Here is a 14,182-nt window from a genome sequence, read left to right as displayed (position 1 = left end):
GTCCTGTCCCTCCATGCCCGAACCTGATAAAATCCTCCCATCATTTTTGGTGTAGCAAATTCATAAAAAACAGCGGCGATGCGCCGCCCAATATCGGAATTTGAAAGAAAAGGAGAACTCCATGGTGAAGCGTTTTGTTGCGGTGTTTGCCGTTTTGGCCCTGGCGGTTTTGGTTATGCCGTCCTCCTCCTTTGCGGTGTTTGAGGAGCTGGTCAAGCATCCGGCCCGGTCCCCGGAGCCCTATAAACAATACGCAAACAAGGCGCCTTACGATCGCGTCGCTCCCGCGCCGGACGTCCTGGTGGATTATCTGAGGCTGGACAACAAATTGAACGGATATCCCGAGGTTCCCAAGGCGGCCTCGGCGGACAAGGCCTTTCTCCAGGACGTCAAGGACGCGGTCCGGGAGCTTCCCAAGCCGGTTCAGGCTCAGTTAAGCAAGCACTTGGCCGGGATTTTTCTGGTCAGGGAACTGGGAACCACCAGCCTGACCGAGGTTTTGACCGTTCCGGCCAACGAGCAAAAGGGCTTTATCGTCCTGGACGTGGACTTTATCAGTAAGCCGGTCAACGAGTGGGCCAGCCTGAGAGCTAACAGCCCCTTTGCGCCGGACGGCAGGGCGGAAATCAAGGCGGTATTGGAAGAGCCGGAGAACGATAACCGCAAGGCGGCCATCCAGTATATCCTGATTCATCAGATCGGGCATCTGGTGGGGGCGGCCATTGGCGCCTTTCCAAGCTGGAACAAGGACGAGCCGGCGGAAAACTTTGCGTTTTCCAGGATTTCGTGGAAAACCGTGAACGGAAAACCCGTAAGCAAGTTTGACGACGAGTTCACCATGCGCCCGAAAATCAAGTTTTATTCCCTGGCCGACAGCTCCATACCCGCCGTAAAAATTCCCGAATGCTACGAGCAGCTCAGGCAGACGGATTTCGCGTCGCTTTACGCCTCCCGCAATGTGTGGAGCGATTTCGCCGGCGCGTATTCCGTGTATGTGCACACGGTTTTGCAGAAGAAGCCGTGGATCATGGAGATCTACACGGACGGAGTCAAGACCGGCGCCTTCCCCTCCCCGCTGTTTGGAGAGCGCGGCATGGCCAAAGTGCAGTTTCTGGAAAACCTGTTCAAGCAGTAAACTGCATCGGTTTTTTACATCGACTCGGCGTTACTTTTATTCTTCGGCCACAGCCTGGAGAATCCACACAATGTCCGCCAGCGACATGGGCGGAGTCCCGTCCGGGTCCGCCCCGCTGGAGGTGTAATCCGCTCTGAATACGGAGGGTTTCATGCCCGCCGCGGTTTGCAGCGCGAGGGCGGCGTCCGCCAGGGTTACCCGGCAGTCTCCGTTTAAATCTCCTGGAACGGCGGTCCCCGCCGCCCCGGCAAGGCTCATGGTCAGCCGGTTTCCCATGGCGTCGTAAGTGTAGGAAATGGATTCGCCGGAGGAATAGGCGGCTTTGGTCACCCGGTTCATGGAGTCGTAGGTGTATTCTACGCTTTCCGCCGGCGTTGCAACAGGCGTGATCAGAAAAAAAAGCGCGGCTATCGCCCCAAAATGTCTTGTCAGGCCCAAGGCCTTGATCATCAGGTTTCTTTTCATTACTGCCCCCTCCTGACCGCGCCCATGATGGTTTGCTCCCTGTTCCGAAGGGCCTGGGTGGCCTGGGAATGCTCCACGGTTTCTATTCCTTCGGTCATGATCTCGGAAAAGGCCGTCCCCACCCCCGGAACCCGGCCGCAGGTGTATTTGACGGTCTTTTTTAGCAGAGTAAAGCCCGATGCCGGATCCGGGTCGTTCCATGCTTCGGAAATCTCCACGGCGTCCTGGGCTACATCAAAGCCTTTTTGGATGGCGTCGTATCCGGTCTTGCCCATTTTGGTGAATTTGTTGGATTCCAGGGCCGTGTCCACCACCTTGTCCACCACGGTTCCGGCGGCGTCCGGGGATCCTTGGATGAGGTCCCCCACCCACTTGAAGGCCTTGCCCACCGTATTGCTCATCATCTCCCCAAAGCCTCCGCTGTCCGAGGCCGTCGCCGTACTCTGGCTGCTTGCTTCCATGGCGGCCCTGGCTTGAGCCCACCGGGCGTCCATGGCGGCCAGTTCGGCATCCTGAGCTCCCAGGGGATCGAAATAGGCCAGGGGATTGGATCGGGAGAACTCGTACAAATTCAACGAGGCCCCCTCTCCCTTGGGGTCCCGGGTCAGCCACCGGGCCATGACCGGGGAATAAAATCGGCGCCCGAAATAATAGAGCCCTGTCTCCTCGTCGTATTCCTTGGTGGAAAAGCGGAACGGCTGGGCCGGAGCTCCGGTATTATGCAACAGGTTGCCGTATGGATCATAGGCGTACCAGGCGCAGGCGTCTCCCGCGGCGTTGAGCAGGGCTGTCACGTCGCCTCTCGCGTTGAACAGGGGGTAATAAGCCTGGCCGCCCGTCTGCACGGCCAGCAGAGCGCCTACGCCTCCCTCCTCGGCCCGCCCCCAGACGTAATCCGCCGTCGCTTCATTGGCGCCGTTCCTCTCCTGCACAAGCACAGGGCCAAGGCGGATTAACCGTTTTTCCTCCTGCAGGTCCCCGTTTTGAAAAATTTTAATCAGCCCGAGGAATCCGTCGGACCGATAGGTGTATTCCCGGCGGTGCAAATTTCCCCCTGCGTCCGTGTATTCCAGGGAAGCCAGCCTGCCTTCCCCATCGTACGCGGCGGAAAACACATATCCCTGGCGGGTTAGCCCCTTGGTCATATTGCCGTCCGCGTCGTATTCGCAGGACCCTGTCAGGGGCTGAAGCGAGGTAAGCTGGTTCAACGGATTGAAGTTTGCAGCCGATGATTTCAGACCGGAAAAATTCAACGCAGGGCCGTTGTCCACGGTTTCTGCAGAGGGCATGCCCTGATTGTTAAATGTGTACCCGAAGGCATTGATCAGAGAGTTGTCCGCCTTAAGGTTTTCCAACCTTGTCAGCCGGTTCATCTCGTCATGGGTGAATTGGGTGAATCCTCCGTCAGGCCTTTCCACCACGGACGGATATTGGCTTGCGCCGGTGTAGCCGTAAGCAAAGATTCCGGCCGTGCTTGTGACCACTGTCAGGCGGTCCAGTGCATCGCAGGCGTATTCCATGCTTGGGCCGTTTTCAAGGGTTTGGCTGGTTTTCCTGCCTTTGAGGTCGTAGGAGAATTGGAGCGTATCGTTTTCCCAGGGGCCGTCGATGCTAAGCGGCCGGGAGGCGGCGTCGTAGGTCAGGGTTCGTGATCCCAGCCCGTCCCGGACCGTTACGGGCCGGTTGTAGGCGTCATATGTGAATACCACGGAGGGCGTATCGTCCGAATAGACGATGGTCAGCAGGTTGCCATTCAGGTCGTAGGTGTAATTTGTCGCAATGCCCCGGGCGTTGGTGAATTTTTTCAGGCGGCCGCCGGAATATTCCAAAGACACGCTGCGTCCGTCCGGATAGGTCTTTTGGCTCAGATTGCCGTCCCTGTCATAGGTGTAGGACGTCTTGCGGCCCAAGGGGTCTGTGATCTCTGCAAGCCGCCCGTCCTTATGATAGGAATACGCGGTCTGGCTTCCGTCCGGATAGGCAGCCCGGGTGATTTGCCGGAGTGCGTTGTATTGGAACTCCGTCCTGCGTCCGGCCGGGTCCGTGACGCCGCTGACCAGATGAGGCCGTGAGGAGGAATAGGTGAATGTGGTGGACCGGTCGTCGGGGTAGGTGATGCTTGTGATGTTATCCAGGTTGTTGTACGCGTATCTGCATGTGTAGCCTGCGGCGTCCGTGAATGAGGCCGCCCGCTCCTTGCCGTCGTAGGTGTAGGCGCCTATGATCAGGCCCGCGCGCTGAACGCCGGCAAGCTGATGATTGTCGTTGTAAATGTAGTTGGTGGCCGTGCCCAGGCTGTCCGTGCTGGAAGTCAATTGTCCGTAAGAGTTATACACATTGGTTTTGGTGTAGCCGGTCCTGTCCGTAAGGCTCTTGATTCCGTGGTGGGCGTCGTAGGTTGCTGTAATCGAGCCAAGCCCGTTTGTCACTGCCAGCAGGTCCACGCCGTTCCCTGCATAGGTCATGTCGATCCGGTTGTTTTTAGGGTCAGTCACCGATGCGACCTTGCCCATGTGATTGTAAGTGTACCGGTAAGCGGCCACACCTCCGCCGTCTCCTGCAGGAATTTCCACGCAGTCCTCCAACAGGTTTCTTTTGGAGTCGTAGCTGTATTGAAACCCCACCCCTTCGGGCGTGGTGAATTGGGTGACGTCCTTATGCAGATTGTCGGGGGCGGAGGATAGATCATACACGAACGAGGCTGAGGACCCTCCGCTGCCCATGGCGGATTGATACTGGCTTTGCCCCAGGCCGCTGGTCAGGACGAATCGCTCCAAACCCAGAGCGCTGGATACGGTGACCGAGGTTGCGTTCACGTCGAAGCTCCAGTGGTCCGCTCCCTGTGTCATGGACGCTATGGTTCCGCCGGATTCATAGGCGAAGGTCGTAAAATACCCTCCCATATCCGTGATGCGGACGAGATCGCCGTCGTCGTTGTAGCTCAAATAGGCGGAGCGGTTGAACGGATCGGTAATGCGGTCGATTTTAGCCCGGTCGTTATAATGAAAGGTGGTCAGCCGCCCCAGGGCGTCCTGGATGGAAAGCAGCTTTCCTCCGGCCGGGAACAGGCCGGCCCAATTTAATGTGAGCTTGTTTCCGTATGGATCGCGGATTTCGCTCAGGAAAGGCTGCACATAGGAGTTTTCCGGAAGCCGATACACATAAACCGTTCCGTCGGGAAAGGTCAGATTGGTCTGCTCCATGCTGATGACGGCCAGGGCATTGTAGCTTCCGTACGGAGGATCCAGAAAGCCCGTGTCCAGGTTGGGGGTGAACACCTCCCTGCTTCCGTCCGGCAGATACACGATGTATTCCCCGGTGGCCAGGTTGAAATCTATGTAGCTGTTATAGTTTAACTGCCATTTTCGTCCGGTCGGCTCGTACACGGCGGTTTGGGATTGGGAATTGTAGCTTAGCGTCACCTGGACGGGCGGCCCTATGGGGGATGTATGCCAAATGGGGGTGTCTGTAATGAATACGTTCAGGTTGCTCATGTTGACGGCCCAGGTAGGCACGCCAAGGCCCGAGCCGGCGTCTCCGCCGGTTCCCTCGCAGTTTTCGTCCGGGCAGCCCAGGTCGGTTTCAACAGGAGGCGCGGGCTCCGGGTCCGGCGTCAACTCCCATTCCCAGGTAATGGTTGCGTGGGAGCAATACATGTCCTGAAAAGTGACGCTGCCGGAAATAACCTGGGGGCCGCCGTCCGGCAAATCAAATTCCATGCACGGCTCAAAATCCCAATTGGGGATTTCGTTATACGCTCCCATGGGAAAGTTCATGAGCGTGTTGTTATTGATCTCCACCAAGCCCGTGACAACCTGGTCGGATTCATCCGACTTCATGCTCTTGGCGCATTCGATTCCCGTGTGGGGAAGGCAAAGCTGATAGGTGAAATTGTCTTCATGGATGAGAAAGGTGTAGTCCTCTTCCAAACCTTCCCCTGAGCATTCCTCCGTCAGGCTGAACCATTCATCCTGGCAGTATTCATCTCCTCCATAGCCTTGCTCGGAATAGGAATTGTGAACGGTTTCCTTGCTTTTTAACGTCCCGAACCAGACGCCGGCGTCGTCTTTTTCAAAAACCGCCTCAACCAGGGAAATATGATTGACCACAGCCTGAAAGTTGGCGTTGCACCCGTTGCATACGGACGACAAATAGGACCCGGAGCCGTTCATGGATTCCACCATGCGCATTTTTACGCCCCAGGTCTGCACGGAAAGCCAATCCTCCATGTCGTCCGCATGGGTAAGAGAGGCTGAAGCCAGGTATAGGCCAGCCAAAAAACACAACACGACGCCTGCACGAAAAAGAGACGTATTTTTCATTTATACCGACCCTAAAAGAAGTGTAAGAATGGATGCCGCAGCTTCAAACCTGTGCAAAGTTCTCTTCAATGCATTGGCCAGAGGCGGACATGACGTAGAAAATACATCTTTTTTTTATAACCAAAAAGAAAAATAATGCTGTATTAGTTAAAAACCAATAAACCAGGCTGAAAGAAAGGCGGGCGAGATCAATAATACAATGGGATTTGCTTCAAAATTACGGCAAAATACCAAGGTTGTTATAGTATATCCAATTTCTTAACTGTTGAAGTATTTTTTGTCGAAAGTTTTGTTTGTCTTTATTACAAAGGGGCCGGACGCTCGGCCCCTTTTAAGAAACTATTTGCTCACTCGGCGCCGCAATAGGAAGATGCTCAAATTTCCCCGGCGGCAACCTTGACGAACCGCTTGAGCAGGCCATGGGACGGGCCTGTCTCGCGGGTCTGGGCGTGAAGGGCGGCAATGTCCTCTCCTTGCTTTTTCAAGGCCTCGGCCTGAAAATCGATGTACTCGTGCATATGCTCGGTGGAGAATTCCGGGTGGAATTGCAGGCCCCAGGCCCGCTCTCCAACCCGAATGGCGTGGTGAGGCTCGAAATTATTATACGCCAAAAGCACGGCGCCTTCCGGCAGATCCAGAATCGCCTGGGTGTGGGTGGCGTGGCCGAAGTATTTGGGCGGCATGTCCTGGAACAAAAGGTCGGACGCCGTCTCGGCGGTTCCAAAAATTTCCTTGGTTCCCACTTCCTTGCCCTTGGGGTTGTTCCCGGCCTTGCCGCCCGCCGCCCGCCCCAGGAGCTGATGGCCGAAACAGACTCCCAAAAACGGAACGTTTTCTTCAATAATCCGCCGGATAAAGGCTTCGGTGCGCAAAATCCACGGGTCGGGGTCCGTGACCATGGAATGGGAGCCGGTCATGATGGCCCCGGAAAAGGTCCCCATCTCCGGCAGGGGAACGTCCTCCCGGAAATCCACGATCATAACCTGATCCTGGGAGAGGCCCGCGTAATGCAGGGTCCAGTCTTCGAAATCTCCGAATTTCTCCCGGGTTTCGGGAAAGGTTCCGCCGGTCTTGATAATCAATATGGGCAGCATTCTATCCATAACTTCCTGACTATGCGCCTAAAGCAAGCGCTTTGGCGCAGCTGACTCCACCCGTCCCCCCGGTTGCCCCGTCCGGCAATCTGGACGGAATTGCAACTATTCTTCCTTCACGGCAGCCACAAAAGCGGGCAAAAACTCCATGGCGTCCTCCACAATGCAGTAGTCCGAAATGGAGAAAATCGGCGCTTGGGGGTCGGTGTTGACGGAAACCACAAACTGGGATCCGCTCATGCCCACCACGTGTTGAAAGGCCCCGGACACGCCGCACCCCATGTAAAACTTGGGCGCCACGGTCTGGCCGGTCACGCCGATTTGTGCCTTGTAAGGCAGCCAGCCCATGTCGCAGGCGATGCGCGAGCCCGCCACGGCCGACCGGGAGAACAAAGCCGCGGCTTCCTCCACCAGCTCAATGTTTTCCTCCGAGCCCATGCCGCGCCCGGCGCAAATCACCACCTGGGCCTGGGCCAGCCCCAGGTCCGCGCCCTCGGTCTCCTCCGCGCCCACGTACAAAGTTCCTTTCGGGGATTTGTCGTAATCCTTAAGGGTTACCTCGCCCGGAGCAGAGGCCTTTTCCACCTGGCCGAAGCTGCCGGGAAGCGCCCCGACCACCACCTTGTCGGCCATGGGCTTGATTTCCTGGGAGAATTTTCCGTTAAAAACCGGACGGATAAAGGTGTTTTCCTCCGGCTTGACCTCCATGGCGCCCGATATAAACGAAGCGCCCCATTTGGCGGCCAGGGCCGGCCCCAGGTCCATGCCAAGGGAGGTGTGGGGCAATACGATATAGGCGAAATCGTCCGTTTCCGCGGCTTCCAGCACGGCGTTCCGGAAGGCCTCGCCGGTGTAGTGCTCCAGGGATTCGCCTGAAAATCCAAGAACCTGCACGCCGAATTCCGCAACCTGGGCCGCAGCGGCCCCGGCGTTTTTCGCCAGAACCACGGCCTGCACATTTTCCAATGATCCCGCAAGGATGCGGGCGCATTCCACGCATTCCAGGGTTGCGGGGGTTATCTGGCCTTCCTTGTGCTCCGCGACCACAAGGGCTTTTTTGACGTTCGAACTCATAACAGTGCCCTCTCTTTCAGGATGGAAACCAACTGCCGGGCTTTTTCCGCGGTGGAGCCTTCCAGGAAGACTCCCTGGCCTTTTTGCTTGGGAGGCGCCGCGCCCAGGATTTGGTCAACTGGTCTACTGGGTGACTGGCCTGACGGTCCGACCACTTCCAATTCCTGCTTGTTGGCCCGCATCATGTTGCTCAGGCTGGGATATCGGGGCTGGCGGGTTCCGCTCTGGATGGTCGCCAGGGCGGGCAAGGTCAGCTCGACGGTTTCCTGAACGCCGCCTTCTCCCTCCCGCAGGACGGCCACGGCGTTTTTATCCGCAGGCTTTTCCAGTGATATGGCGGACGTAACCCACGGCAAATCCAGGATGCCCGCGATCATGGGCCCTACGGCGCCGGCCATTTCGTCCTCGGACATGACCCCGCACATAATCAGGTCGTAGTTTTTATCTTTAACGGCCGAGGCAATCAGGGACGCGGTTTCAAAGGAAGTCAGCGCCCGGTCTTCGTCCACCGGGATGAATATTCCGTGGACGGCGCCCATGGCCAAGGCCCGGCGCAGGGAGGCCTCGGCCTCCTCCGGGCCTACCGTGACGGCTTCCACCTGGACTCCGTCCATGGATTCCGCCAGGCGCATGGCTTCTTCCATGGCGTATTCGTCCAGGCGGTTCATGACATACGAATCCCTCTTGGGCGTGACCCGGCCGTCCGGAGTCAACTCCAGGTCCACCTCGGGATCCGGGACCTGCTTCACGCAAACCAGAATCTTCATTGCAACTCCTTGTGTTGAACCAAAAAATTATCGGCTAAGGATTTGACCCTGTTTCCCAAACCGTTGTATACCAGGGACAAACCCGGTAATCATAGCAAACGCGAATTGGTTTCAGCAAGTTTTCCAACGGCATTTTTCAGACATAGCCCGAATCTTCAGGCCGGGAGCCTAAGTTATGAACGGTATTCTTCAAAAGCTCGTCCATCAGCCATACCGCTTTTTCAAACAAGACCTCTGGGAGATCAAAACCCGGAGCCTGCCCCGGTACAAAGCCCTGGGAGTCCGGTTTCTGCGCGTGCCCGCTCTGGCAGTGAACGACTTTTTGCGGGACAACTGCTGGATGCGCGCTTCGGCCCTGACCTATTATTCGCTGTTGGGCATAGTGCCGCTATTGGCCATGATCATGGGCATCGCCCGGGGCATGGGCTTCGAGGCCCGGATCGAAGAACTGCTGCTTCACGAATTCGGAGGCCAGGAGCTTGTTCTGACAAAGGTCCTGGAATTCGCCAAGGCCATGCTGTCCAATACCAAGGGCGGCGTGGTCAACGGCCTGTGGATGCTGCTTTTGCTGTGGACCGTCATTCGCCTGTTCGGTAACATCGAAATGGCCTTCAACCAGATTTGGGGTTTCGCCAAAGGCAGAAGCCAGGCCCGCAAGGTCATCGATTACCTGGCTGTGGCCCTGCTTATGCCCGTGCTATGGCTCCCCGCCAGCAGCGCACAGGTGCTCATCGCCAGCCAGATAGAAGCCTATACCCAATGGGCCTTTTTGCAGAACGTGGGCGATATCATCCAGTTTACCCTGCTGTTCTTCCTGCCCTTCGCCATGATCTGGGTCCTGTTTTCCTGCCTGTACATATTCATGCCCAACGGTTCCGTCAGCTGGACCTCGGGCATCGTGGCCGGCATTGTGGCGGGCAGCGCATTTCAGCTTTTTCAACGGTTTTACATCGAATTCCAGGTGGGCGTTGCCCGGAACAACGCCATTTACGGCAGCTTCGCGGCCCTGCCCCTATTCCTCATATGGCTGTACATGTCGTGGGTGATCGTCCTGTTCGGAGCGGAAATCGCCTTTGCGCACCAGCACTCCCGGGATAACGATTTTTCCCCAACCCTTCGCAAAACCAGCTTTTTTCTCAAGAAATACGCCGCATTGCAAATTATGGAGCTGATCGTCCATAGCTTCACGGCCGGAGACGGCCAGCACACCGAAGACCAAATTTCATACATCCTGGATCTGCCAAGAAGCCTCACCGCCGAGGTCCTGGCCATGCTCCAACAAGCAGGGCTCGTGGTCCCCGTTAAATCCTCAAACAAACACCCCGCATACCTCCCTGGCATGGACCCGGACGCCCTCACCACCCAACTCGTCCTGGAACGCCTGGAACAAGTAGGAACCTCCAGCTTTAACCAAACCGAAAACCCCATCGCAGACAATGCAAGAGACGCCCTGGACCACTTCAGCCAAGCCATGAAGCAATCCCCGGCCAATAAACCCTTTAAAACGCCAAGCAAAGAAGAAGATTGAAAGAAGGACAAAAGAGAATAGATAAAAAAAGAAAGAGTTTTTAGCCTCCGGCGGCCAACTTTTGAAAAAGTTGGATCAAAACTTTTTAAAATGGCGCTGCGCGCAGGGGGCGTAGAGAGCATGAAACCCCAAAAAGGATTAATCCCCCTTTGAGGTCTCAGGAAGCCATGTAGCGACAAAGCAATGGGGTCAAATCTACGTTTGACGTTTGAGAAATAACATATTTAAAAAACGAGAAAATTTTGCTTTCGGCGGGTCGCTTTTTTACAAAAAAGCTCCGCAAGAAACCTAAAATGGCGCTGCGCGCAGGGGGATAGCTTTATGAAAGATTATTATCACTCCGCCCAATCGGTGGTGATCAGTTCGGCTTGTTCGATGATGGTCAGGACGGCCTTTTCCTGTTTGTCCGGCGGATAGCCGTGCTTGCGGAGAATTCGTTTGACCATCACCCGCAGCTTGGCCCGGACGCTTTCCTTCATTGTCCAGTCAATAGTGGCGTTTTTCCTGACCGTGATCAGCAGCTCCTTGGCGATGATCCGCAAATTATCATCCCCCAGGACTTTGACGGCGCTGTCGTTGGTTTCCAGGGCGTCGTAAAAAGCCACTTCCTCCATGGTCAGGTTTAAGGCTTCCCCGCGCTTGTCGGCTTCCTTCATTTCCTTGGCCAGGGCGATCAGTTCTTCGATGACCACGGATGCCTGGATGGTCCTGTTTTGGTAGGCCTGGATGCTTTTTTCCAGCATTTCGGCAAAGGACCGGGCCTGGACAAGGCTTTTCTTTTTGCGTTGTTTAATTTCCCCGTCCAGGAGTTTTCGCAGGGTTTCCACGGCAAGATTCTTGAATTTCATCTGCCGGACTTCCTCCAAAAACTTGTCGGATAAAATCGTGATGTCCGGCTTGTCCAGGCCTGCGGCGTCGTAAATGTCCAAAACGCCGTCCGAGACCACGGCCTTGGAAACCAACTGTCTGACCGCCATTTCCATATCCTGGGGATTGACCGGAGATCCCGGCGAGGACTTGGCCAGGGCGGCCCGCACCGCCTGGAAGAAAGCCACGTTGTTCCGAATGTTCTTGGTTTCCTCGTGAGGGACGGACAGGGCGAAAGCCTTGGACAGCTCCGAAACCTCTTTTAGCAGCCGTTCCTTGCCTTTGTCCTGGCCCAGGATATGCTCCTGGGCGGCCGGAAGCAGGGCCAGCTTTTTAGCCGGATCGTCTTTGGTCCAGGCGCTCCAGTTAAAGCCGTGGAAAAGCCCGCAGCAAATTTCGTGCTTTTCCAGCATGAGGGCCACTGCGGCGGCTTGATCCACCGTGGTTTTCCCCCTGCCGCCGCTTTGGGTGTATTGGGCCAGGGCGAATTTCAAATGCTCGGCAATGCCCAGATAATCCACAACCAGGCCCCCCGGCTTATCCTTGAAAACCCTATTCACCCGGGCGATGGCCTGCATCAGGCCGTGGCCGCGCATGGGCTTGTCCACGTACATGGTATGAAGGCACGGGGCGTCAAACCCGGTCAGCCACATGTCCCGAACAATGACAATTTTAAACGGATCGTCCGGCTCCTTGAACCGGTTGGCCAGTTCCTCCCTGCGGCCTTTGGTGCGGATATGCTCCTGCCAGTCCAGGGGATCGGAGGCCGAGCCGGTCATGACAATTTTTATGGTTCCGTTCTTATCTTCCGAGTCCCGCCAGCCGGGCCTTAGCTTGGTGATGGCGTTATACAAATCCACGCAAATGCGGCGGCTCATGCACACGATCATGGCCTTGCCGTCCATGGCTTCCAGGCGGCTTTCCCAATGATCCACCAGATCCCGGGCCACCAGGCCGATGCGTTTTTCCGCGCCCACCAGGGATTCCAAAGCCGCCCATTTGCTTTTCAGGCGCTCCTTGCCTTCCAGTTCCTCCCCTTCGGTGGCTTCCTCGAACTCCGAATCCAGGGAGGGCTTTTCCCTTTCGTCCAGTTCGATCCGGGCCAGCCTGCTTTCGTAATAGATGGGAACCGTGGCGCCGTCCCTCTGGGCGCGCTGGATGTCGTATATGCTGATGTGATCCCCGAACACGGCCAGGGTGTTTTTATCCGCCGTTTCAATGGGCGTGCCGGTAAACCCGATAAACGAGGCGTTGGGCAGGGCGTCGCGCATGTGCCGGGCGAACCCGTCAATAAAATCGTACTGGCTCCGGTGGGCCTCGTCGGCAATGACCACAATGTTTCTTCTTGGCGAAAGCTCGGGATGCTTGCCGCCCCTGTCCTCGGGAAAAAACTTATGAACCGTGGTAAAGATTACGCCACCCGAGTCCACGCTTAAGAGATCCCTTAAATGCTCCCTGCTATCGGCTTTTTTGGGCTGCTGGCGCAAAAGTTCGTGGCAATGGGCGAAGTTGCTGAATAATTGGTCGTCCAGGTCGTTCCGGTCCGTAATGACCACCACCGTGGGATTTTCCATGGCAGGATGGAGAATCAGCTTGCCCGCATAAAAAGCCATGGTCAGACTTTTACCCGAACCCTGGGTGTGCCAGACCACCCCGGCCCGCCTGTCCCCGTATTTAGAGGACGCCTCCGCCGTGGTTTCCACAGCCCGGTTGGCGGCGTGGAATTGATGATACCCGGCGATCTTTTTGACGGTCCCGGCCTTGTCTTCGTCAAACACAATAAAATGGCGTATGTAGTCCAGGAACCGCTCTTTATCGAACAGCCCTCTAACCAATACCTCCAGCTTGAGCATGGATTCCGGGGCCAGGTTTTCCCCTTCAATGGTGCGCCAGGGCATGAACCATTCCTTGTTGGCGGTCAGGGAGCCCACCCGGGCGTCCAGGCCGTCAGAGATCACCAGCACCTGATTATAGATGAACAGGGAAGGGATTTGTTCCTTGTAGGTTTGCAACTGGTTGAAGGCGGTCCAGATGGTGGCTTCCTGGCTGGCGGGATTCTTCAACTCCAATACAGCCAGGGGCAGGCCGTTGATAAACAGCACAATGTCCGGCCTGCGTTTGTTCTGGCCTTCTTCCACGGTAAACTGGTTGACCGCTGTAAAATCGTTTGCAAGGGGATGTTCAAAATCAATCAGCCGGGCGTAATCATGGACCGTGCCGCCTTCCTTGTTCTGATAGGAAACCGGGACGCCTTCCACCAGCAACCGATGAAAAGCATGGTTGTTACCCACCAAAGACGGGGACTGTGTTGTCAGGGCCTGCCGGATGGCTTCCTCCCGGGCGCCGCCCGGAATATGCGGGTTGATTGCGTCCACGGCCCGGGCCAGCCGGTTCTGTAAAACCACCTGGCTGTAATCCGCTCTTTCGGCCTGGGCTTCGTCCGGGGCTATGTCCGGGCCGTGAATTAATTCAAACCCAAGGTCTTGAAACCAGTTCAAGGCGATGTTTTCGAGATGAGATTCATTTAAACCCGCCACGGTTCTTTCTCCGTTAAAGATTCAGATTGTGAGCCTATTATCGTGTATTCAGGATGTTCTCTGTCAAAGAGCCATTGCGCAGGATTGTTCACAATGTATTCCCGGATGAGATTAAATGAGTTTTGATCACGGACGATATGTTCATAATAATTGCGTTGCCACAGTTTGCTATTGAATCGGGGCCAATCGGATTGTTTGACGCCCACCGTATATTGATGCGTAGTTATTGATTTAAAGCCCTGTATGAGGCGCCCTACAGTATCCGGCAGTGTACCGCTCGGGCGATTCGCGCCGCCGCCGTAGGGGCGATCCTTGAGATCGCCCATGTCGGTATGATCCTTGTCGCCGTAGGGGCGATCCTTGTGATCGCCCATGGCTGTATTTTGACGATGG

At 56.1% G+C, this 14,182-nt stretch carries 9 protein-coding genes; 2 read left to right on the top strand and 7 right to left on the bottom strand.

The genetic code is table 11. The features are described from left to right. Positions 1 to 121: 121 nt before the first annotated feature. On the top strand, positions 122 to 1,135 hold the full coding sequence (locus BUE18_RS16580) for a hypothetical protein (protein WP_073477315.1): 1,014 nt from the start codon (positions 122 to 124) through the stop codon (positions 1,133 to 1,135). Between the two features lie 36 nt (positions 1,136 to 1,171). Here the strand turns inward: BUE18_RS16580 and BUE18_RS28325 are convergent, their stop codons facing one another. From BUE18_RS28325 to BUE18_RS16555, 5 genes are all read right to left on the bottom strand, one after another. Continuing rightward, positions 1,172 to 1,600 (bottom strand): hypothetical protein, encoded by a 429-nt coding sequence (locus BUE18_RS28325; RefSeq protein ID WP_073477314.1) that lies wholly within the window; start codon positions 1,598 to 1,600, stop codon positions 1,172 to 1,174. Then, complete coding sequence (locus BUE18_RS16570; RefSeq protein WP_083611079.1) at positions 1,600 to 5,922, bottom strand: RHS repeat-associated core domain-containing protein; 4,323 nt, start codon at positions 5,920 to 5,922, stop codon at positions 1,600 to 1,602. Before BUE18_RS16570 ends, BUE18_RS28325 begins: the two co-directional genes overlap by 1 nt. A 374-nt stretch (positions 5,923 to 6,296) precedes the next feature. Then, positions 6,297 to 7,025, bottom strand: coding sequence for a glutamine amidotransferase (locus tag BUE18_RS16565; protein WP_083611078.1), 729 nt, complete (start codon positions 7,023 to 7,025; stop codon positions 6,297 to 6,299). 96 nt (positions 7,026 to 7,121) lie between these two features. After that, the gene (locus tag BUE18_RS16560) at positions 7,122 to 8,090 is read right to left on the bottom strand and encodes an electron transfer flavoprotein subunit alpha/FixB family protein (RefSeq protein WP_073477311.1); all 969 of its coding nucleotides are present in this window, start codon (positions 8,088 to 8,090) and stop codon (positions 7,122 to 7,124) included. Beyond that, positions 8,087 to 8,857: an electron transfer flavoprotein subunit beta/FixA family protein gene (locus BUE18_RS16555; protein ID WP_073477310.1), complete on the bottom strand. Its 771-nt coding sequence runs from the start codon at positions 8,855 to 8,857 to the stop codon at positions 8,087 to 8,089. Before BUE18_RS16555 ends, BUE18_RS16560 begins: the two co-directional genes overlap by 4 nt. 175 nt (positions 8,858 to 9,032) lie before the next feature. On the opposite strand from BUE18_RS16555, the gene BUE18_RS16550 reads away from it, so the two are divergent. Further along, positions 9,033 to 10,385: a YihY/virulence factor BrkB family protein gene (locus BUE18_RS16550; RefSeq protein ID WP_073477309.1), complete on the top strand. Its 1,353-nt coding sequence runs from the start codon at positions 9,033 to 9,035 to the stop codon at positions 10,383 to 10,385. Between the two features lie 335 nt (positions 10,386 to 10,720). On the opposite strand, the gene BUE18_RS16545 is transcribed toward BUE18_RS16550, so the two are convergent. Then, the gene (locus BUE18_RS16545; RefSeq protein WP_073477308.1) at positions 10,721 to 13,789 is read right to left on the bottom strand and encodes a type I restriction endonuclease subunit R; all 3,069 of its coding nucleotides are present in this window, start codon (positions 13,787 to 13,789) and stop codon (positions 10,721 to 10,723) included. Next, the coding region (locus BUE18_RS16540) for a transposase (RefSeq protein WP_211482819.1) at positions 13,777 to 14,182 on the bottom strand (406 nt) is incomplete at its 5' end. The genes BUE18_RS16540 and BUE18_RS16545, both read right to left, overlap by 13 nt.

Origin of the sequence: Desulfatibacillum alkenivorans DSM 16219 (genome assembly GCF_900142135.1) — a bacterium.
In the GTDB taxonomy this organism is placed as follows: Bacteria; Desulfobacterota; Desulfobacteria; order Desulfobacterales; family Desulfatibacillaceae; genus Desulfatibacillum; species Desulfatibacillum alkenivorans.
This window is presented reverse-complemented; position numbering and strand designations above follow the sequence as displayed.

Bases quoted from the DNA above. Each gene is read 5' to 3' on its own strand.
- BUE18_RS16565 (WP_083611078.1), bottom strand. From the start codon at position 7,025: ATGGATAGAATGCTGCCCATATTGATTATCAAGACCGGCGGAACCTTT.
- BUE18_RS16580 (WP_073477315.1), top strand. From the start codon at position 122: ATGGTGAAGCGTTTTGTTGCGGTGTTTGCCGTTTTGGCCCTGGCGGTT.
- BUE18_RS28325 (WP_073477314.1), bottom strand. From the start codon at position 1,600: ATGAAAAGAAACCTGATGATCAAGGCCTTGGGCCTGACAAGACATTTT.
- BUE18_RS16560 (WP_073477311.1), bottom strand. From the start codon at position 8,090: ATGAGTTCGAACGTCAAAAAAGCCCTTGTGGTCGCGGAGCACAAGGAA.
- BUE18_RS16550 (WP_073477309.1), top strand. From the start codon at position 9,033: ATGAACGGTATTCTTCAAAAGCTCGTCCATCAGCCATACCGCTTTTTC.
- BUE18_RS16570 (WP_083611079.1), bottom strand. From the start codon at position 5,922: ATGAAAAATACGTCTCTTTTTCGTGCAGGCGTCGTGTTGTGTTTTTTG.
- BUE18_RS16555 (WP_073477310.1), bottom strand. From the start codon at position 8,857: ATGAAGATTCTGGTTTGCGTGAAGCAGGTCCCGGATCCCGAGGTGGAC.